Raw genomic sequence first — 20,823 nt, 5'->3', positions numbered from 1 at the left:
ATTTTGGTAAAAAGGGGACGTGTTCTTTTTAGAAGGAACACGTCCCCCTTTAGGGGTAGGGGTGTCCCATTTTCAAACTGCCCTGTCCCTTTTTATCTTATTTCTATTTTCTCTTCAAAAGCTGCCAGCAGCTTCTCCTTCTGTTCTTTCAAAAACTGTTTTTCTTCTTCTGTAAAATAATTGCCCTCTATCTCAGTCTGTCTGATGGTCTCATAATCCTGCAGCGTTGCATCCTTCCAGTCCCTGCTTGCATAAAAGCAGTACAGCAGCGGCAGATCCAGTATCCGGAACCGCATGGCTTTTTCTTTCCGGGACTGCAGACGTTTTATCCTTGCTTCCCTGGCCTTTGTCCACGGCGCCTGTTCCGTGTCCCTGTAGTGGTAGGGTACAGCCTGTACATCCCCAAAGTAAGCCACTGTCCAGGAACGATTTACGAAATCCTCCTCTGTTCCGGGCTTCAGCCTTTTGGCATATTCCAGCGCCAGCTCATAAGGGCCTGTAAGCACTGCCCCGTAAGCAATGTCCAGCCTCATATAGGGATCCTCTTCTATCTGTGCCACCATCTGTACAAACTCGTTTACCTTTACAGAGGTTCTGGGATATCGTGTAATTAAATATACTAGTTCGTTTTTAAGATAAAAGGCATCGTCCTCATCCAATTTGCGTATCTCCTCTTTCAAATCTTCTGTAAGGTCTGTCTCTCCCGGTTCCACAAGTTCTATATACAGATTCATAAGTGTATGCTGAATCCTCTCCAGCTTTTTCCTGTCGTGGATATCACCGATTCCGCTTCGTACGAAATCCGTGATATCGTTGCGCAGGGGCTTTGACAATGCCTCCGCCAAAAATCCTTTTTCTTTCTCCATGGCATCCAGAATCATGTTTGCCCGAAAGAAGGAGCAAAAGCTTCTGTGATAAAATCCCCGCACTATCTTTTTTTCTGACGAACTCCCCACATTATCTATGTACAGCAGTCCTTCCGCCGCTGAATCCTCATTTTCCAGCAGGCATGTGCCTCCATAATAGGTAGCCTCTGCCGCCTTCCATAAATATGTCCTGATTTCGTCCAGACTGCCTCTGGTGGTTCCCCTGCTTTTTTCCTTTTTCCACCAGCAGACAAAGAAGGTTTCATATAATTCATACAAGCTTTTGATACCAGAGCACCGCGTTCCAGGCGGCTGTTCCTTCTCAGCCTCTATCAGATAAAGCATTAGCGCCACATGAAAGGGGGAACGCATTAATTCCCTGACTTCATCTCCTGATGTCATCAGTTCTTCTGCCCTCTCTGCCACTCCCTTCAGTCCAAGCTTCCTGCAGTAATTATGTATATAATCTCTGGCCATATCCTGGGTCCAATCCAAGATCTCTGCTGTCTCATAGAAAAAGCGATTGATAGTTTCATTTTCACAGCTGCCGTAGTGATCTTTTCTCCAGCCAAGCCAGACATGGATCTGTCTGTTCTTTCCAATCTGTTCTAGGAGTCTGTATAGTTCTTCCGGTTTATCCAGAAATTCCTCATCAATACCATCCAGGAGAATCAGCTTATGGGTTTTCGTCCTCCTTCTTCCCAATAGGTACCCGATTACTCCCTCCTCATATTCGGAGCACTCATTTTTTCCCAGAGCCGATGCGTGAAGATAAAGAATCTCATCCTCCGGATTCTCAAATAAGAATACATACTTCAAAAGTGTGGTTTTTCCGCCCCCGGCATTTCCGGTAATCACCAGATTGCGTTCTCCAAACTCCTTCACAAGATGTTCTGCAAAAAGCCGTGTTCTTGACTTTATCCCCTGTATCCTGGGTGGAATAAATAATTCCGGAAACACCGCACGGAATCCGGCGCTGCTGCGCATCCAGGGAAGAATCACCTGATTAGCCTCCATCTCCTTCTGAGCCTGCACCAGACTTCTGCTCCATCTTTTTCCACCGGTCTTCTTGACCAGCGTCCTGCTGGTTTTGCTGTTTCTTATAAGATCTTCCAGTATTATCTCGAGACACTCATGCCGCCCCTCCGGGTAGAAAACCGGAAGAATCCCTAAAGCATCCAGCCTGATATTTAATGCATTCTTCTCCCTTGCATCATTTGGGCAGGGAAGAACCGCATAGTGATTGATATGGTGATTCTGATGTATCACCCTGCTTAAAACCTCTAAGGTTCGATCCTTCTCCAGGCTGCAGCCTGCAAATAAAATCCTCTTTCCGGAAAATAAAAGCTGGAGTGCCAGCGGTACCGGCCTGGATACATCCAGCGTCCCCTCCGTACCATACGCCTTCACATAATCCTCTCTGGCCAGGATCATACTCGATAGTTCCTCTACAGTTCCATGCACCTTCAATATACAACCCCTCTTATCCTGGAGGGCTCCCGCAGTCTGATCTGCCATAACCGGCAGAATCACCGGAGCCCTTTCCCCCTGAAGGGCAAGCGCTTCCTCCAGAACCCTGTCATAGTTTGTAGTAATCAAACATTTAGAAAACCCTGACACCAAACTTTTGACAACATTTGTCTGATGGAACTCACAATTTATAATTAAATCCGCAATTCTCTTCTTTACTGCGGTGACATTTCCATTCACAAGAGCGATGAGCTCGTCGACCAATTCCATATTATCAAATCTGGCAGATAATGCTTCGAATTCATCCTCCGAGAGATAATTGTCTGCTACCCTTCTGATAAGCTCATTCCAGGTGTAAAACCCGCATCCCTTAGACACACCGGCACCTATAAACGGGACAATATCATTCCTGTCACACTGATACATCTCTTCAAATCTGCTTTTGTTGGACTCAAATCTCTTCAGTTCTTCTATGGTCATAGCCGCCACCTCAAACAATCATACTATGTTTTATTATAACATATATTTCCCGTAATTTGGCAATTTTGGACGCAATTTGGGGACGTGTACTTTCTAGAAAGTACACGTCCCCAAATCAGATCGGCCTGTCCCAAATTCAATCTGCCCTGTCCCATTTTACTTCAGGTAAACGTTCTGGGCAATATTGCTGTATTGCGTATGCTGGTTTCCGTCCCGATCCCGGTAGACCAGATAGGCTCTGGCATAGCACCTCACCCCTTCCCTGGCATTTCTCAGTGAGAAGATAAAGATACCGTCCGGCCTGGTGAAAGCAGCCTGATATTTTTTGAGTTTCTTATTCTCCAGGGTCATCTTTTTTTCGAAGGCTTCTTCGCCCTGAATAGTATATAAGAAGCCAAACTCCAGCAGCCGGCAGTCCTCAGGCACACTGCGGGAGGAGGTAAAAGACAGCTTTCGCACTCCGTCTTCCTCATAACTTCCGATTTCTGTAATCCGCAGAACAGGCTTTTCTTCTATATAAATATTGGAAGCGATCCTGCTGTAAACCACTTTTTCTGTTCCGTCTTCCTTCTGATATACCAGATAACTTCTGCAGTAATACACTTTCTCCGGTTCTATATTATTAATGACAAGCCGGTAAATCCCGGAATTTCCTTCCACGGGTATTTCCCTCTCCATGGCACTGCTGCCTCTGATCATTTCTTTGTCGGAGGCAAGAGCCGGATCGGTGGTGTAAAGAACTCCGTGGGACAGAATCTTTTTATCCTCCGGCAATTCCCTGGCAATGGTAAAAGACATCTTTCTGACATTGTCCTCCAGGAAGGTATTCGTATCTGTTACTGCCAGCACCAGACCTGCTTCTGTCTCTGTCCCCGTTTCGGCATAGACAGGATTTAACGCAGTATCTCCAGTCAAGATAAAGGTATAGGTTTCCCGGTAACTGATAACATTCCCGCTTCTGTCAGTCCAACAGGCAAATTTCATTCCTGCTTCCGGGGGATTTGCCTTCACGGTCAAATGTGTCCCCTCCGGATATTTTCCTTCTGCCGCAGGCTTCTGTGAAGCGTACACAATCTCCCCATTCTCCAGTAACATATTCCATACCGCCTCTTTTTCTTCATACAGAGGTTTTACTTCTATCAATCCCTTTCCACCTGCAATCTCCTGCCGGATCACCTCTTCTGTCTTATCCCATCCCGCAAATACATACCCAAGGCGGGATGGACCTGATGGAAACAGGATATTGCTTCTGACCGTATACTCATGGTTTGCAACCACCTGCCCATAGAAATTCAGGAATACTACTGTGGATTTATCATTGTTTTGATCCGCATATACTGCATACAAGTCAACAGATTCAGCCATTGTAATCGTACACTCAGCTTTCCGGCTCAGAATCTGCCCGCTGCCGTAAGCCCAGTAAGCAAAACTCCCATTTTCGTCCGCAGCGCAGAGCCGGAGCTTCTGACCGGCCTCCCACGTTTTTGAATATACGCCGTCCTTATATTCCTCTTCCGACAGTACATTCCCATTAATGGTAAATGGGTACTTGCTGTAGATCCTAACATTCTTCCCGGGGATTCTCTCAAATCTGGCCGTATAATGTTCCTCTCCTTCCCTGCAGACAGTAATGTAGGATCCGGCGCTGGTGACACAGGTGTCCCCCCGGTACCAGCCCAGGAACCGCCATCCATCTGCCGGTCTTGCCTGTATAGTGACCTCTTCTCCTGCCGGATACATACCGCCTCCGGTAAGCTGTCCTCCATTGGAGGGACTGCCTGAAACTACAACCCTTCCCTTCTCTTTCTCCAAAAATCTGGCCTCATAAGTCCCTTCCTCTTGTACATACAAGTGATATTCCGGCGTTTCGGCAACTAAAGTATTATCTTTATACCACCCGGCAAATTCATATCCGTAGTCTGGTTCTGCCCTGAGTACAGCCGCCTCACCGGGCAGATACGCCCCGCCCCCGGATACAGTGCCGCCCGCTGCTGCCTGTACCTGAATGGTTACCGGATACGTGATCGCGATCTGCTTTCCATAAGAAGTCAGATACGATCCGTCATTGCTTCCCAGTCTCCTCAGTACGATATATTTCCCCGTCTCCTCCGTCTTCAGACGTTCTCCCGCCTGATATGTGAATTCCCCGGCTGCTGACCAGTCAGGCTCTGCAGCCGCATCCAGAAGCAGATACTCATACGCCCCCTCAGGGAGGTTTTCAAACAGATAGTATCCATCCTTTCGGCAGCAGGCAATATCCCCGGTAAGATAAGGAATTCCAGGTATGGCAGTCTTGGTAATATTACCTGCCAGTTCTGCCCCGGAAGCTTTTCTTCTCACCCACAGCACCTGTCCTGCTTCCCGGGGAGTAAAGTGGATAACAGCTCCTTCCCCATCCTTCCAGTTTACACCATTCCAGGAATACTCATATTCCTCACCGAAACTCTCGACGGTACAGCAGTCTGCATAATTCAAAGTTACCTCAGGGCCTTCCGCCAGGTGCAGTTCCTTGTAGGAGGCATTAAACAGCTGATCCCGGCTGCTTATAATTTCTGTGGATTTTTGCCTGTAGTACTCTTCCAGAGACTCATAGGCAGTCTGCTGTTCCCGGCTGATGACCTCCAGCAGGGATGCCCTCTGTTCCCCGGGAATGGATTCTACATAAGCCTTTTCTCCAATCAGCCGCATTTTAATCAGATATTTCAGTGCCTTAAGCGCCCCATTGCTGTCCTGCCTCCTGGCATCCAGATATTTCATCCGGAATGCGTACGTCAGGCTGGCAGTAAACCGAAGCTTCTGAAGATTCTCCACCTTCGAGCTCCAGTCAAACAGATAGTCCGCAGCAGAGTAAACTGCCCTGATAATATCTACAATCATCATAGCGGTTGTCCCGGAGGAGTAAATATCTTTAATATATTTCACCAGCTTATATTCCGTCACCGTAATTGCCGCGTCAGGTACAAAGGATTTGCAGAAAGCTTCCATCCGCTCTGCACGCTCATCAAATTCCTTTCCCAGCTTTTCTTTCAGAATTTTTGCCTCGTCCACCACAATCTCGTTCAGATACGGGGTCTCAATAATGGTATCCAGAACAAAGTCAGCTTCTTCCCTGTTTGCATGAATCTGAAGCAGCAGGTTTGTAAATTCACAGGAATAGTTCCACCCATCCGCCGCACTGCTGACCAGTCCCACTACCTGGGCCGTGTCCCCGAGATGTCCGAGAAGCGCTTCTCTCTCTGCGAGAGGCACCAGACCGTTCTTTTCAAAATAAGATCGGATGATATTTGATGTAGCCGATGTTCCAATAAGAACAGACAGACGCCCCGCAAAGCTGTCCGTTCCTTCAATCCCCAGTGTCTTTGCCAGCACCCGCAGACTCTTTTCATCGTCCATAAGCAGTTCCAGCTTTGACAGGGACTCTTCCATCTCCCCATCCGTCAATTCCAGTTTTTCTGTGATGTCTCCCGGACTTTGGAGATTTGTCTTCAAAAGTCCAAGCATACTCTTTGTAAGATCGATCAGCTTCTTGTCAACACTTAAGTCAACCGCGTCCTGGAAGGATTCATCCTCCAGCAGCTGAAGAATATAAGCGTCCACCAGCTTTCTCTGCTCCTCTGTTGTAAGGTAGGAAAAATCCAGCTTTAGCACAGCCTGGGTAGAGCTGTAAAACGCCTCCCCAAGCTTTTTCCAGAAATCCTTGTCATCCTCAAGCGCCTGAATATAGTAGTAATAATTGGTATTTTCCATATCCAGTACATAGTTCAGCGCATCCTTTTTCGTCGTCATCTGTTCCTGAATCTTCTGATCGGAATCACTGATATCATACTGATTCATATCGCTTACGATCACCTTAACAGGAATCGATAAGCCGTTCATGGTCTCCGTCACTGCCTTCTGCAGATACAAGATCTCATCCCCGGTGATTGCCCCGTATGCTGCGTATTTTTTTGTGTAAGTCTCTCCTGCACGAAGGACAGGTACCTGGTAATCTGCATCCAGATTCTGCCGGGCTCCCAGTGTGTTGGTTACATACGCGTGCAATGCCTTTACACCGATCTCTCTTTCCTGCCATTCCTCCTCCCCATATTCATAACTCTTTATAGCCTCACCCATAACATCTATAGACGGAAGATTCACATCCGCCTCCCCCTCATTGGTCAGTCCAAGAGTAAAATAAAGAGCTCCCGCTTCTGTATCCCGGTTAATTTCGGCAGTCATAGACAGCCCTGAGATCCCATATACCTGAATGGGATCCTCCGCCTCAAATCTGGCCTGAACAGGCGCCTGGAAAAGGTCCAGAACACCGCTGTAATCTGCTGAAACCGAGTACTCTCCTGTCTTATCTCCCCGAAGCACCCAGCTTATGGTCCGCTCCGTCTGCCCCGGAAAATCTGAAAATGCTACGTCCGCCGACGGACTGTGTTCCATGGCATCCACCACAGTAAGACCGTCTGGCACATGCAAATGCACCTGATTAGAAGAAAGATTAAATTCCCCGGATGCATGGTTCAAAAGATGGAGCTTGACATCAAAGAATTCCTTGAGACAGGATGCCTCCACCGGAATATCCATCAGCGCTACCATCACATGCTCCTGAGACTGACTGCCCGGGCCTGTTTCTCCTCCCTGGGTTACAGGAATTACTGTGGCAGTAACCTTCCGGGTTCCGGTATCCGTATCGATAATGGCAGTCCCGCCTTTATAGATATCGCTGCCGTTGGTGATAACCTTCATCTCTGCCGGCTGTTTTCCGTATGTAAGATGAATGGTAATCTGCATCACATGCTGATTCTCCGGTTTTGTCACATCAATTCCTGCTGCCGCAATCTCATCGAGAGTCATCCGGTCGACCTCAAAACCGCCTGAGACAATCGGTTCTCTCACCATTGTCAGGGTCAGTTCCGTAGTGGTATTGGCCCGGACTACTACATTCTTCTTTACCGGAAGATAATTTTCCATATAGGAACCCACCGCATACCGGGCAGCTCCTGCTGAAAATACAGCGCAGCCGTCCGTTCCGGTATATTTCACAGTATTCTGGCTGCTGTCCAGGTTAAAGTATACCGGCGCGCCGGATATTGGGCTGCCCTCTGCATCCACCGCCTTCACCTTCAGAGTGCCTAAAAGCTGAGGCGGTGTCACCTCAATTGTCCGGGCGAGGCTGTCTGTATTGCCTTCTGTGTCCGTCACTGTAAGGGTTACTGTATACGTACCCGTATCTGTATATTTATGGACAAAATGATTTCCCGTCTCTGCGGTACCGTCGCCGAAATCAATCGCAATTGACTTAATATCCAGATCCCCCCAGGAACCGCTGGCATCATACGTATACTCCACACCGGCTTCCTGGTTCAGCTCACAGGTGAGCACAGCCTGTACCTGAGGATCTGCTGTAATCCACACACTATCCGTCTCTCTGCTGGATGTATTTCCATATTGGTCCACAGCTTCCACTTTATAAAGATACGTACGGTTTTTCTCAGCATCCTCATCCCAATACTGGTAGTCCCCGGACTCATTTTTGCTTCTCTGTGCAGTCAGCCGGTAGGACTCTCCCGGACATCTCCGGTAAATGCGGTAGCCGGACAGATCCGCCTCCTGATTCCCGGTCCAGGATAAGGCTATTGCCTCCTGATCGGCTGATACAGAGATTTCAGGCATTGCCGGAGCTTCCTTATCCACGGTATAGGTATAAATCTCAGATTCCGCAGTATTTCCCCGGACATCTCTGGCCTCCGCCTTCAGGTATACCCTGTCCCCATGGTTCAGGTTTTTCACCGGAAGATTCTGACTCAAAAGTTTATAATAGCTGTCAATACCCGTCTCTTTTTTCAGAGTCCGCCATGCAGTTTCCTCATTCAGCCGATAAAAGACCGTAACCGTATCCAACGCCCGGTTGTCGCTGGCCAGCACCCTCACTTCGGATGCAGAAGGGCCTGTCACTCCATTGTCCTCCGGGAAAATACTCAGGATCTCGGGAGGTACAGTGTCCTCTCCCGCCCCGGCTCCCACAGGTTCTGTAGGCAAACTTACATTTCCCGCATAATCCCGGGCCCGAATCCGGTAAGAATAAGAAACTCCGTCTTCGGCCGTTCTGTCCACATAATTTACTGTATAAACGGACTCTGCCAAAAGCTCATATTTCTCACTGTCTCCCACAGCCCGATAAATCAGGTAATCGTCCAGATCCTGCTCCTCCCCCATTTCCCAGGTTACTTCTATATAGCCAGTACCTGAAACAGCAGTCAATCCCTGGGGAGCCCCAGGCGCTGTCCGGTCCGCGATGTATTCCACATACGGAGCCTGTGAAGAAGTATCCCCCTGATTTCCGGCGCGATCCGACGCCACAGCCCGGATATACAGAGGCCCCTCCGCTCTCTTGGAAATATCCAGTTCATACGCTGCAGTTTCCACAGGATTGCTTCCTGTAAAGTCCGTCTCGCTTACCTTTTCCCAATTTCTCCGGTCGGAAGAAATCTGGATTTCTATGGATGCCACATCGGAATTATCCTCTGCTGTCACAGATACCGGTATCTTATCCCTGTAATAGCCTGGTTTAGGACTGATATCCGTAATCACCGGTGCCCCCGTGTCCTTCTTCGTCTTGGCGGCAATATCCTGAGACGGTATCCCTCTGTTTCCCAGCTGATCATAAGCCACGATCCGATACGTATATACACGGTCCGGGCGTAGCCCTGTAAGATTTACTCCCAAAGTTCTGGATTCGTCTCTGACAGCTGTGTACTCACCGTTTTCCTGCTTCTGCTCCACACGGAAAAAGCTGAGATCGGTATCTGCCACATCCTTCCACCGCAAAGTAATTGTGGAAGATGTACTCTCCCAGGAGAGACCAGTAACCTGATTTGGCCCCTGATTGTCAATCTTATAGGTGTAAATCAGCCCGCTGCTTCGATTGCCTGCGGCGTCCTCCGCCATGCCTTTCACCTGAACCAGACCATCCCCGTACTTTGACGTATCCATCTGGAATCTGCAGTCCTGCCCTCTGTTCTCACTCAGAAGCTCCCAGGTTGCCCCTTTGTCCCGTGAAAGATATATCTGTGTGAATACCACGGCAATATTATCTTCTGCCTGGACATAAAGCTCCGCACTGCCGCCAATGGTTTTACCGTTGGACGGGAGCAATTTTACTACGCGGGGCGGTTCCTTGTCTGTCTGGGGAACCGCAGACGCAGGCTCAGAAGGCGCTCCCTCCTGCCCCATATCATTTACGCCCACAATATAGTAATAGTACTTCACATTCTCCCTGGCAGCGGCATCGGTGTAGGTTAAGGTCTCCCGATCGTAAATTCTCTTGTACAGCGTATACGCAGACTCGTCCTGGGTTCTCCGGTAAATATGATAGCGGGTGGTATCCGCTTCATGGGCCATGCTCCAGTTTAAGACAATACGGTTCGTATCACCCACTGCAGTCAGGCTGGTAATCTTTTCAGGCACGGAAGCGTCGTAATAGATGCTCTGCGTCATTGCTCCGGTTCTGCCGTCCACATCCGTGAGATCGAATCCAACCGTATACATTCCTTCCGGCAGATATTCCAGATCCCACTCGGTACGGTAGACAGCCGTCTCCCCGTCAGAAGTATAAGGCGCTGTCAGGACCTCACCCACAGGGACCTTCTCATCTTTCTCATTCAGGTAGTAAAACTGTCCTTCCGTGGCTTTACCGCCGAGACTCCCAAGATTCCCTGTGTCCTTTACTCTGGCATATATTATATTTTTATTCTGGCTTACTTTATTTAGAATGTGAGCGGTATAAATGCGTTCCACCAAAGGCCGTTTGGGTCTCACCGAGACAGACGCCCTCTTTGTCGTCTGTCCCTCCGTGGTATATCCGCACACATAGTAGGTAACAGAAGCATCTTCCAGAAGCCCTGTGTCAGTAAACCAGGTCTCCTCTGTCACGCCTACAGGTTCCGCCTGGTTATTCCGGTAGATATAATACCCTGCCACCTGTTCACTGTTGGAGCGGTTCCAGGTAAGGTGCACCGTATTGCTGAAGACATTGGCCGCCTTCAGACTCCCCGGGGGCAGGTTTAAGGTATCCCATGAAAATTCCACACCGGCCGGTACATAGGAGCCGTAGGCTGATTTATAGGCATCAAAAGCCTCTTTGGGGGTGTAGATCGTCTTCAGTGCTTTCATGGTCCGGAAGGTGTCGCTGCAGCCTTTGAGATCCGGGGGAACCGTTCCCAAAAACGTAACTGCTGTGACCCCGGAGCAGGAGTTAAAGCTTGGAGAATAATAGTTCTGATTCATTGATTCCACATTTTTCCCAACCGTAATACTTGTAAATTTGCTGTTATTGTAAAAGCTGTTATATCCGATTACCCGGACAGAGTCAGGGATAATAAGCTCCCCCTGCAGGCCGGTAGAAGTAATCGTATATTCCTTTAATTCACTTATATTTTCCGAAAGATGCAGACTCCCGTCCAGGCCCGTACATTCATGAAAGGCGTATTGCCCCAGATAAGTCACACTGTCCGGGATCCAAAGGCCGCCCTTAAGTCCTTTACAGCCGGAGAAGGCATGATCTCCCACAAAAGTCACATGGCTTCCCAGCGTCAGAGAAGTAAAGCCCAAACAATTGTAAAATGCGTAATTTCCTATGGTTTCTGTACTGTCCGGAAGTATCAGAGGACCGTTCAGGCCCTGGCAGCCGTAAAATGCATCATTTCCTATGGTGTTCAGCGATTCCGGAAACTTTATTTCCCCGGAAAGCCCGCTGCAGCCGCGAAATGCGCTCTCTTCTATGTAAGTCAATGTCTTGGGAAGCGTTATATGTTTGAGTGTACGGTTGTTTCGGAATGCATTTTTTGCGATTCCGGTAATCCCCTCCGGAATTTCAACCTCTTCCTCGTTTCCTGTGTATCCGATCACTACAGAACCGTCCTTCACCAAACCGTCCGTACCATCCTCCAGGATTCTGGTATGTTCGCCCAGATAATCTCCATAGCTGTCGCTGTACGCCTTCCAGGCGCCTGCCGGAACATAAATCGTTTCCAGCGCGGGCAGAGTTGTAAAAACACTCGTATATCTACAGAGATCCGGAGGTGTCAAACCTTTAAATCTAATGGCTTTCAGAGCGGTACATCCCTCAAAACTGCTGTAGTAGTAATAGCCGGTAATTTCATTCATCTTTTGTACATTCGCCCCTACCGTGAGATCCGTAATGTTTTTACAGCCATAAAAGGCGTAATATCCCACAGATGATGCCTTGTCCGGAATGACAACCTCTCCCTGAAGCCCCGTACATCCGCTGAATGTATTAGGGGCAATCTTTTCTAATTCTTCAGACAGCCGAAGTCCGGCAAATCCAATGCAGCCTGAAAAAGCACTGTTTCCCACAGAATTTATACTGTCAGGCATTGTCAGTGTCCCCCTCATCCCGCTGCAGGAGTAAAAGCAGCTCTCTCCGATGGTCTGAATCCCGTCCTCCAGGATGAGGGATGTAGAGCCTTTGCAGTAGGCAAATGCATTGTCTTTTACCTCAGACACGGTTCCGGGAATACGAAGTTCTCCCTTCATGCCTGTACAGTTGTAGAAAGCCTGCTTTCCAATCACGGTCAGGCTCTTGGGCAGTTCTGCCCCCTGGAGCTTCTCACAGGAATAAAAAGCGCCCTCTCCAATACTGGCTGCTCCATCCGGCAGAATCAGCTCCTGTTCCAGGCTGCTGCAGTTGCCAAAGGCATAGTCCCCAATTTCCTTTATCCCCTGTCCCCATAAAACTTCCCGGAGGGCAGTGCAGCCCCTGAAGGAATAAGGCCCTATTTTTTCCACGGAGTCAGGGAAGATGATCTTTTCTATTCCGGGATGGTTCTGAAATGCTCCTCTGCCGATCTCCGTAATTCCGTCCGGAATCCTCACCTCTGTTTCATTTCCGGCGTAAGCAATCAAAGTACTTCCCTCTGTAAGAAAACCATCCTGCCCGGCCTCATACATTCTCTGTCCGGTCTGAAGGTACTGGCTGTAAGCTTTGGCGTACGCCCCGTAGGTTCCCTGGGGAATTTCCAGCTCTTTCAGAGAAGGAAGACTGCTGAATGTACTGCCCTTATAATTTTTTAAATCGGGAGGCACAGAACCTCTGAATACAATTTTTTCCAGCGCGCTGCAGCCCTCAAAAGACCCATAGCCGTAATAGCCGCTGTCTGCATTCAGCGCTGTTACCCCAGCTCCTATCACTGCACGGGTCAGACCTTCCATATTATAAAATGCGTAATAGCCTATGGCTGTTACCTTATCCGGGATTACCACCTCTCCTTTTACCCCTCTGCACTCAGAAAATGTATGCGCAGGCAAAGTCTCCAGATTCCGGGACAGACGGATACTCTCAAAGCCTTTGCAGGATGAGAATGCACTCCCTCCCAGGCTTGTTACACTGTCGGGCAGCTCCAGAGCCCCCTGCATGCCGGCGCAGTTATAAAAGGCCTCCCTGCCTATTGTTCGGATCCCCTCTTCCAGACGCAGGCCGGAAAGTCTGCTGCAATAGGCAAAGGCGCCGTCCCCCACCGTTTCCACACTGCCCGGAATTGTAAGAAGCCCCAGAAGACCGGTACAGCTGTTAAAAGCATGGGGGCCAATAGACGTCAGTGCGGCCGGAAGCCTCAGTCCCGTAAATCCGGTGCACTTATAAAAGGCATAGCTTCCGATGGAGTCTGTTCCGTCAGGCAGAACCAGCTCCCCGGTCAGTTTTGCGCAGTTGTAAAATGCGTAATCACCTATTGTCACCGAGTCCATATCAAAATTAATTTCAGACAGACTTATACAGCCCCGGAACGCATTATTTCCTATTTTTCGGACACTCAACGGGAGTATCACCTTTTGAAGACCGGTATTGTTCTGGAACGCTCCGGTGCCAATCTCTGTCACTCCCTCAGGTATCTCTACCTGCGTGTCATGTCCCGTATATCCCACTACAATCCCGTCCTGAATCAGCATCCCCTCAGAACCTTCTTCCGTGATCCGGGCATTGTCCGGAAGGTCCGCTCCGTATGCACTGCTGTAGGCTTGGTAGGTTCCCACAGGAACAATCACGGAAGTAAGCGCAGACAATTCTCTGAATGCACCCTTATATTTTTCCAGAGAAGGGGGCGTACTTCCCCTGAATTTCAAAGTTTTCACCCCTGTGCAGCCGCTGAAACTGGAGTACGAGTAGTATCCGCTGTCCGCGTTCAATTTCTGTAAGCCAGTGCCGAGTACAAAGCATTCCACACCAATCAATCCTCTGAAAGCATTATATCCAACGGACACGACGCTGTCAGGAATGACAACCTCGCCGCTGATTCCCTTGCAGTCAGAAAAAGTATTTACTTTAATCTGGGTCAGGTTTTCTGACAATATTAAGCGTTCAAGCAGCGAGCAGGAAGAAAAGGCACTGCTTCCCAAAGCTGTCAGGGTATCCGGAAGCGTCAAATCTCCCTTCATTCCGCTGCACTGACTGAATGCATAGTCTCCTATTGACTCCAAACCTTCCTGCAGGATAAGCCTGCTGAGATTTGAGCAATTGTAAAAGGCCTGGCTGCCGATACTCCTGACACTGGGCGGCACACTTAGCTCCCCCGATAATCCGGTACAGTAATAAAAAGCATTATCTCCAATTTCCGCCAACTGTTCCGGCAGGATAACTCCTTCCAGTGCGGAACATCCCTGAAATGCACCTTCCCCGATGGAAGTCAGATTTTCAGGAAGCTCCAGAATTCCAGACAGACTGCTGCAACCGTAAAAGGCAAACTCCCCCAATTCCAGATTCGTCATGGGAAATTCCACCTTCTCCAGCTGCGCACACCCGCGGAACGCATTCCTGTCTATTTTCTCTACGCTTTGGGGAATTGCAACATTCTGCAGAGAGGTGTTGTTCTGAAATGCACCGGGTCCGATTTCTGTCACTCCCTCAGGTATCTCCACCTGGGATGCACTGCCCGTATAGCAAATCAGAATATTTTCCTCAATCAGCTGTTCTTCCTCGCTCTCCGTCAGTAATCTCACGCCGTTTTGGAGATAGTCACCGTATGCCAGCGCATAATCCCGGTAGGCTCCTGCGGGTACCGTCAGAGATTCCAGTCCTTTCAGATTCTGAAACATTCCTGTAACGCTGCGAATGCCGGGGGGATTACTTCCCCTGAACGTAATGTCCGCCACGCCATCGCATCCCTCGAAGCTAGAGTACGAATAATAGCCTGAACCCTCATTTAATTCCGTCACATTTTCTCCCAGCTCCACAGAGGTCAGCTTCCCCGCATTCCGGAATGCATAATATCCTACAGTTTTTACACTGTCAGGAATCTCCAGTTTCCCTGTCAAATTCTTACACTCTGCAAAACAGTAGGCACTGACTGCCGTCATTGAGCCGGACAGCTTCAATGAACCGTCAAAACCCGAATTACCATAGAAAGCATTGCTGCCCACAGAAACAACGCTGTCGGGTAATATCAGATCCCCTGTAAAACCGGTACAGCCGTAAAATGCATAAGATTCTATTGTTTTCAGCCCGTTTCCCAACTGCAGCGCTCCAAAGCCGACACAGTTATAGAAAGCACTGCCTCCAATGGTTTCCACACTGTCCGGAATCTCCAGCACCCCGGACAGATTCCGGCAGTCGGAAAATGCCATTTGGCCGATTGTTACCAGACTGGAAGGAAAAGAAACAGAAGTAATATTCTGATTATCCCTGAACGCTTCCTTCCCGATAGCAGTCACCAAAACTCCGTCAATCTCCTCCGGGATCACCACATCAGAATCCTCCCCCAAATACCCGGTAATTGTTCCATTGTCAAAGGCAAACACCTGCGTATCTGCCTCTTTCTCAAGCCCCTCCTCTTCCTGTGTTTCGCTCAATTCCTGGCTGTCCATGCCAGTTGTCATATTCTCCTGCAAAGCATAGGCCGTCTCAGGTCCGGAAACCGCCATTGCCGCAGCCAACAATAAGGCAATTATTCTTTTTCTCATAAATTGTTCCCCCGTCAAATAATTCATATCGGAATACTGCTGGAATCCGATACCATATAACATAATTGTACCACAGAATCGTGTAAAAAGGGACAGGGCGGGTTGATTTTGGGACGTGTTCTTTCTAGAAAGAACACGTCCCAAAATCAACCCGCCCTGTCCCTTTTTACTTTAAATGTAATTGACTCTAACCAGCTAACCCCGTATAATTGTCTATATACATATAGGTAAGGTATATTTTAATCGAACAATTTATTTATACCACATTATACTGTCTGCAATATCATCTGCAGATCTTGTATCGAAAAGGGGGATTTTATGAAAAGAAAAAGACAACACATGAAAACGCTGTATCTGGCATTCACTGCCGCAGTCTTCCTGGCTGTTCTATGGGCGGTTCCTGTTCTGGCAGGCTCTGCGCCGGCACATGCAGGTGCGCAAATCAGTGCGGAGAATGTCCACAGTCTTACTATTCAGGATTCGGTTACCTGCAGTGACGGCAATACGCTGGTATTTGACAGAGATTTTGCCGAAACCTCCGGCGGGGAGAGGTTTTATTTTGCTGATGTGAAAATAGCAGCAGGTTCACCTTATTATTTTGCCCCTGTCACCCAGGAGGGCTGGACATTTACCACCGGTGATATATCCGGTACCGCCCCGGATCAAGATCTGGTTTTGGTCTTTCATTACACGACAGATCTTACTTCTGAAGAAGTTACCTATGATTATTCGGATGACTCTTACATACCTGAAAGCCGTACCGGCAAAGCAGTGAGAACACTGCAGTTCGAGGCAGAAAGAAATGGCGAACCGTGGCCCGGTATTACACTTAAAACAGAGAGTCCCATTGCCCTGGGTAAATACCCGGGCAGTTATGTACCAGACATCTCTGCAGAGGAAATGGAGTGCTATGAAGAGACAGAACCACTGTCTTTTGTCACCGGAGAGGACGGACGGAACAATCTTGTAACAGAGTTTCCTGCAGCCGGAGAGTCCGGGGATACTGCTTATTATACGCTCCCCCAGCTGCAGCTCTCTTCCACCATTACCATGATTTATAACAACGGGATCGGTACGCTCAAAGACCCCTATGGAAATACCTATGGAGGATATTCTCTATATGAGCCCTCAGATTCCTTGCCTTCCAGTACTGTCATCAGTGTATTCAATGGGGAAAACGAAAAAGCACTGCAGGCTTCTGTCTCTCTTTCCTACGAAGAAAATACTTACTACTTTACAAGTGATAAGGAATCAGATAATTTCTGGCTTCCGTATTCTTTCTTTATAACAGATTATATAAAGAAAGGCTACATACTGGATGTGGAAAACACGTCAACCGGAGCCACAGTCATTGCTGAATTAAATACAAAATATGTAAAACCCTCAAAACCCAGTGTTACGTGGCAGATAACCAACAAAGGCCGGCGGTATATCCGCCCGGACGGCACCTACCCCATAAATATGTGGGAATGCGTTGACAGTACCTGGTATTACTTTAACAAAGACGGCTATTGCGTCAGAGGATGGCAGTACCTTCACGGAAAATGGTATTATATGAACTCTGTTGGCGCCATGCAGACCGGATGGCAAAAAATAGACGGTTCCTGGTATTACTTCGACAGTTCGGGAGCCATGCAGACCGGATGGCTTAACCTTGGCAGCACCTGGTACTTCCTGGACAGCAGCGGTGCCATGAAAACCGGGTGGGTGCAAACAGGCGGTTCCTGGTATTACCTGGAATCCTCAGGAGCCATGAAGACCGGGTGGTTTAAGCAGGGAAGCACCTGGTATTATCTCACCGGCAGCGGTGCCATGAAAACTGGGTGGCTTCTTGACAGCAGCACCTGGTACTACTTCAATTCCAGCGGAAAGATGCAGACCGGATGGTTAAAACAGGGGAGAAACTGGTATTACCTTACCGGCAGCGGCGCCATGAAAACCGGATGGTTCCGGCAGGGCAGCTGGTACTATTTCCGCACAGACGGAACGATGGCCACCGGATGGTATCTGGATAAAAATACCTGGTATTACGCTAACAGCGGCGGTGCCATGCAGACCGGATGGCTTCGCCAGGGAAACACCTGGTATTATCTCACCGGCAGCGGCGCCATGGCCACCGGATGGTATCAGGTCGGCGGCACCTGGTATTACGCTGACAAGAGCGGAAAAATGTTGACCGGATGGATCAAAGACGGCAGCATCTGGTATTATCTTACTTCCTCCGGATCCATGACAAAAAACCGTTGGATCGGCAATTACTATGTGGGAAGCTCCGGTGCCATGTATGTATCGCGCTTTACCCCTGACGGCTTCTACGTAAACGGATCCGGACAGTGGATCCCCATCTCCGGCAGTGAATTCAAGCAGGACGGCCTGCGTTTGGTATCCAGCTACTTCTATCTCACGCTTCCTGAGTCATGGGCCGGCAAAGTGGCTTATTATTCAGAAAAAGATTTCTGGGGGATATGGTATAATGAGACCGCTTCCTCTGCAGAAGGTGAGATATCCGCTGATATCCTGGATGTCTTTGCCTTCAATAGTGAAAGTGAAAGCCTTGCAGGACTCACAGAACTTGAAAACACCAGGAACCATGGACAGCATGCAGGACGATGGTTTATATCCGGCAACAGCACCTCAGATACTATAGATATCAGTATATTTACTCAGGAACAGCAGGAGGAGATTCAGAAATTAAGGGCAGAAGCCTCATCCATCCTTGATTCCATCGTGTTCAGATAAGCTTAAATTCGATTTTGGGACGTGTTCTTTCTAGAAAGAACACGTCCCAAAATCGATCTGCCCTGTCCCTTTTTACTCCCTGCCTTGTCCCCAGCTGCTTTTTTCGCTTGACTTTTCCCTGTCTATATGCAACAATCGTTATGTAACATTCGTAACATTTAATTTCATACATGGAGATTCTATATGCCGCCTAAAGCAAAAATTATAAAAGAAATGATTCTGTATATTGTCCTGGAGATTACACGTGAAAAGGGATTTGACGCGGTAAACGCGAGAAGCATCGCGAACCGGTTGGAGTGCTCTACGCGGCCGCTTTTTACTTGTTATGAAAACATGGAACAATTAAAAAAGGACTTTCTTGTTTATGCATATGAATATTATGAGCAGTATGTCCGGAATTATAGTAATTCTGTTAAGGTCAGTCCCTGTTTACTTCTCCCACTCTCCTATATTGCATTTGCTCAGGAAGAAACACAACTATTTAAGCTGTTGTTTATAAATGATATGGATTTGAACATGACAGATGCTAATGATTTTTATAATGAAATTGAGAATGAAAAAAGAGCAGAAATTTTTTCGGAAACCATCGGAGTAGAACTTGAACGGGCAAAAGTTATATTTCTTGATTTATTCCTTTATACTCATGGCATTGCAGTCTTAACAGCTACAAAGAAATTGTCCTTGGATAAGCACAATGCTGAACTAATGGTAACAAATATACTAACAGCATTCATAAGGCAAGATAAGCCCGATTGGGGTTTATCTGTTTAATCTGTCTGCAAATTTATGGAAGGAACGAATAATGGAAACAAATCACTATTTAATTGACTTCTACAATCATTACGACGAAGAAAGACGATTATCATTCCGGCATGGATCCGTAGAATTCTTTACCACTATGAATTATATCAAGAAATATCTAATCCCCGGGGATCGCATACTAGAAATTGGGGCTGCAACCGGACGATATTCCCACGCACTGGCAGAACAGGGATATACCGTTGACGCTGTGGAATTGGTAGAACATAACATAGAGATTTTCCGCAAAAATACAAAACCCGAAGAAAACATAACCATCCGGCAGGGAAACGCCATGGATTTATCAGCCTTTGCAGACAATGCCTATGACATTACGCTGCTGCTTGGTCCGCTGTACCATCTTTACAATACAAAAGATAAAAAGCAGGCTCTCAGCGAGGCCATCCGCGTAACCAAACCAGGCGGTGTAATCTTTGCCGCTTATGTCATATCCGATGGATGTCTTCTTGACGAAGGCTTCAAACGCGGCACCATCAGTGTCGCCGATTATATCAAAAATGGCCTGCTTGACCCTAAAACGTTTGCCGCACAGTCACAGCCAAAGGATTTATTTGAACTTGTAAGGAAAGAAAACATCGACGATTTAATGGCTGCATTTCCTGTATCTCGTCTGCACTACGTAGCCGCAGATGGCTGTGCCTTGTTTATGCGTGAAGCGGTAGACGCCATGGACGAAGATACTTTCCGATTATTTCTGAACTACCATCTTGCCACCTGTGAGCGGCAAGATCTGCTGGGTATCACAAGTCATGCAATAGACATCTTCCGTAAGGATCAAAAAAAGGACTGAGCAACAGTCCTTTTTTGATCCTTTATAAAAAAGTTTCTCTAATTCTCATACAGCACAGACATCTTTTCCTTCACCTGATCCACTGAGCTGTTAAATACTACCGCCAGTTCACCCAAGAGTATTTTTTCCACCCGTTTCAGGTTCTTATCATCATCTGCATTCAGTTTCTTGCCTATCGCTAATCTTCTGTGTTCTTCCTGCTTAATTCCTTTGAGCATACGAAAACAGCCGCCGCACTCGCTGCTTTTCAGAACACCCTGATACTCTCTGTCTCTGGCTCTGCTGTCCTTATCATATAAACTGTCCAGATCCCTAAGTTCAGACAAATAACTCTCAGCTTTTTGTCTGCTGATCAGGTTACGCATAGAAATCTTATTGCTGGATGTTTTCACATAGATCGTGCTGCCGTCACTGCAGGCCGGCTCCAGACTATAATATTTCTCATTGGAATCCAGAAAGTCCAACTGGCCGATACTGGCAATCCTATATACGCCTCTGTCTCCATATACTACAAAATCATTGACTTTAAACAATATAAACACCTTGCTTTCTTAAAAGTCCCAAAAAGGGAAAAACTGTTTTCATAAGCATTGCAATGCTATCAAAACAGCCGGTTACTTTATCATTATAACACATTTTTTCAGAAATTTCTATCAAAATGTTCATCAGCCGGAACAGCGGGCGGAAACGGCAGCATAC

Annotated in this window: 6 protein-coding genes; 3 read left to right on the top strand and 3 right to left on the bottom strand. The window is 47.8% G+C overall.

Annotated elements, in window-relative coordinates:
• Positions 1-92 precede the first annotated feature (92 nt).
• Both BUA56_RS14330 and BUA56_RS14325 read right to left on the bottom strand, forming a co-directional pair.
• Entirely contained in the window at positions 93-2,816 is a 2,724-nt protein-coding gene (locus BUA56_RS14330) for an SIR2 family protein (protein ID WP_072852937.1), read from the bottom strand.
• A gap of 156 nt (positions 2,817-2,972) precedes the next feature.
• Positions 2,973-15,776 (bottom strand): leucine-rich repeat protein, encoded by a 12,804-nt coding sequence (locus tag BUA56_RS14325; RefSeq protein ID WP_158641007.1) that lies wholly within the window; start codon positions 15,774-15,776, stop codon positions 2,973-2,975.
• Positions 15,777-16,094: 318 nt separating this feature from the next.
• Here BUA56_RS14325 and BUA56_RS14320 point away from each other — a divergent pair, with 318 nt between their 5' ends.
• The 3 genes from BUA56_RS14320 to BUA56_RS14305 all read left to right on the top strand — a co-directional run bounded on the left by BUA56_RS14320 (position 16,095) and on the right by BUA56_RS14305 (position 20,124).
• Positions 16,095-18,515 carry an N-acetylmuramoyl-L-alanine amidase family protein gene (locus BUA56_RS14320; protein WP_072852933.1) on the top strand — a complete coding sequence of 807 codons (2,421 nt, stop codon included), beginning with the start codon at positions 16,095-16,097 and terminating at the stop codon, positions 18,513-18,515.
• A gap of 183 nt (positions 18,516-18,698) precedes the next feature.
• Positions 18,699-19,286 (top strand): TetR/AcrR family transcriptional regulator, encoded by a 588-nt coding sequence (locus tag BUA56_RS14310; protein ID WP_072852929.1) that lies wholly within the window; start codon positions 18,699-18,701, stop codon positions 19,284-19,286.
• A gap of 31 nt (positions 19,287-19,317) precedes the next feature.
• Positions 19,318-20,124, top strand: a complete 807-nt coding sequence (locus BUA56_RS14305; RefSeq protein WP_072852927.1) for a class I SAM-dependent methyltransferase — start codon at positions 19,318-19,320, stop codon at positions 20,122-20,124.
• 38 nt (positions 20,125-20,162) lie between these two features.
• Here the strand turns inward: BUA56_RS14305 and BUA56_RS14300 are convergent, their stop codons facing one another.
• Positions 20,163-20,657 carry a CarD family transcriptional regulator gene (locus BUA56_RS14300; protein WP_072852925.1) on the bottom strand — a complete coding sequence of 165 codons (495 nt, stop codon included), beginning with the start codon at positions 20,655-20,657 and terminating at the stop codon, positions 20,163-20,165.
• Positions 20,658-20,823 lie beyond the last annotated feature (166 nt).

This window comes from Lactonifactor longoviformis DSM 17459 (genome assembly GCF_900129135.1).
GTDB lineage: Bacteria > Bacillota > Clostridia > Lachnospirales > Lachnospiraceae > Lactonifactor > Lactonifactor longoviformis.
Note: the sequence above shows the minus strand (reverse complement) of the source record. Positions and strands in the feature narration are given on the sequence as shown.

What these genes read in the sequence shown, in the direction of transcription:
- BUA56_RS14330 (WP_072852937.1), bottom strand. Translation starts at nt 2,816, where the DNA reads ATGACCATAGAAGAACTGAAGAGATTTGAGTCCAACAAAAGCAGATTT.
- BUA56_RS14320 (WP_072852933.1), top strand. Translation starts at nt 16,095, where the DNA reads ATGAAAAGAAAAAGACAACACATGAAAACGCTGTATCTGGCATTCACT.
- BUA56_RS14305 (WP_072852927.1), top strand. Translation starts at nt 19,318, where the DNA reads ATGGAAACAAATCACTATTTAATTGACTTCTACAATCATTACGACGAA.
- BUA56_RS14310 (WP_072852929.1), top strand. Translation starts at nt 18,699, where the DNA reads ATGCCGCCTAAAGCAAAAATTATAAAAGAAATGATTCTGTATATTGTC.
- BUA56_RS14325 (WP_158641007.1), bottom strand. Translation starts at nt 15,776, where the DNA reads ATGAGAAAAAGAATAATTGCCTTATTGTTGGCTGCGGCAATGGCGGTT.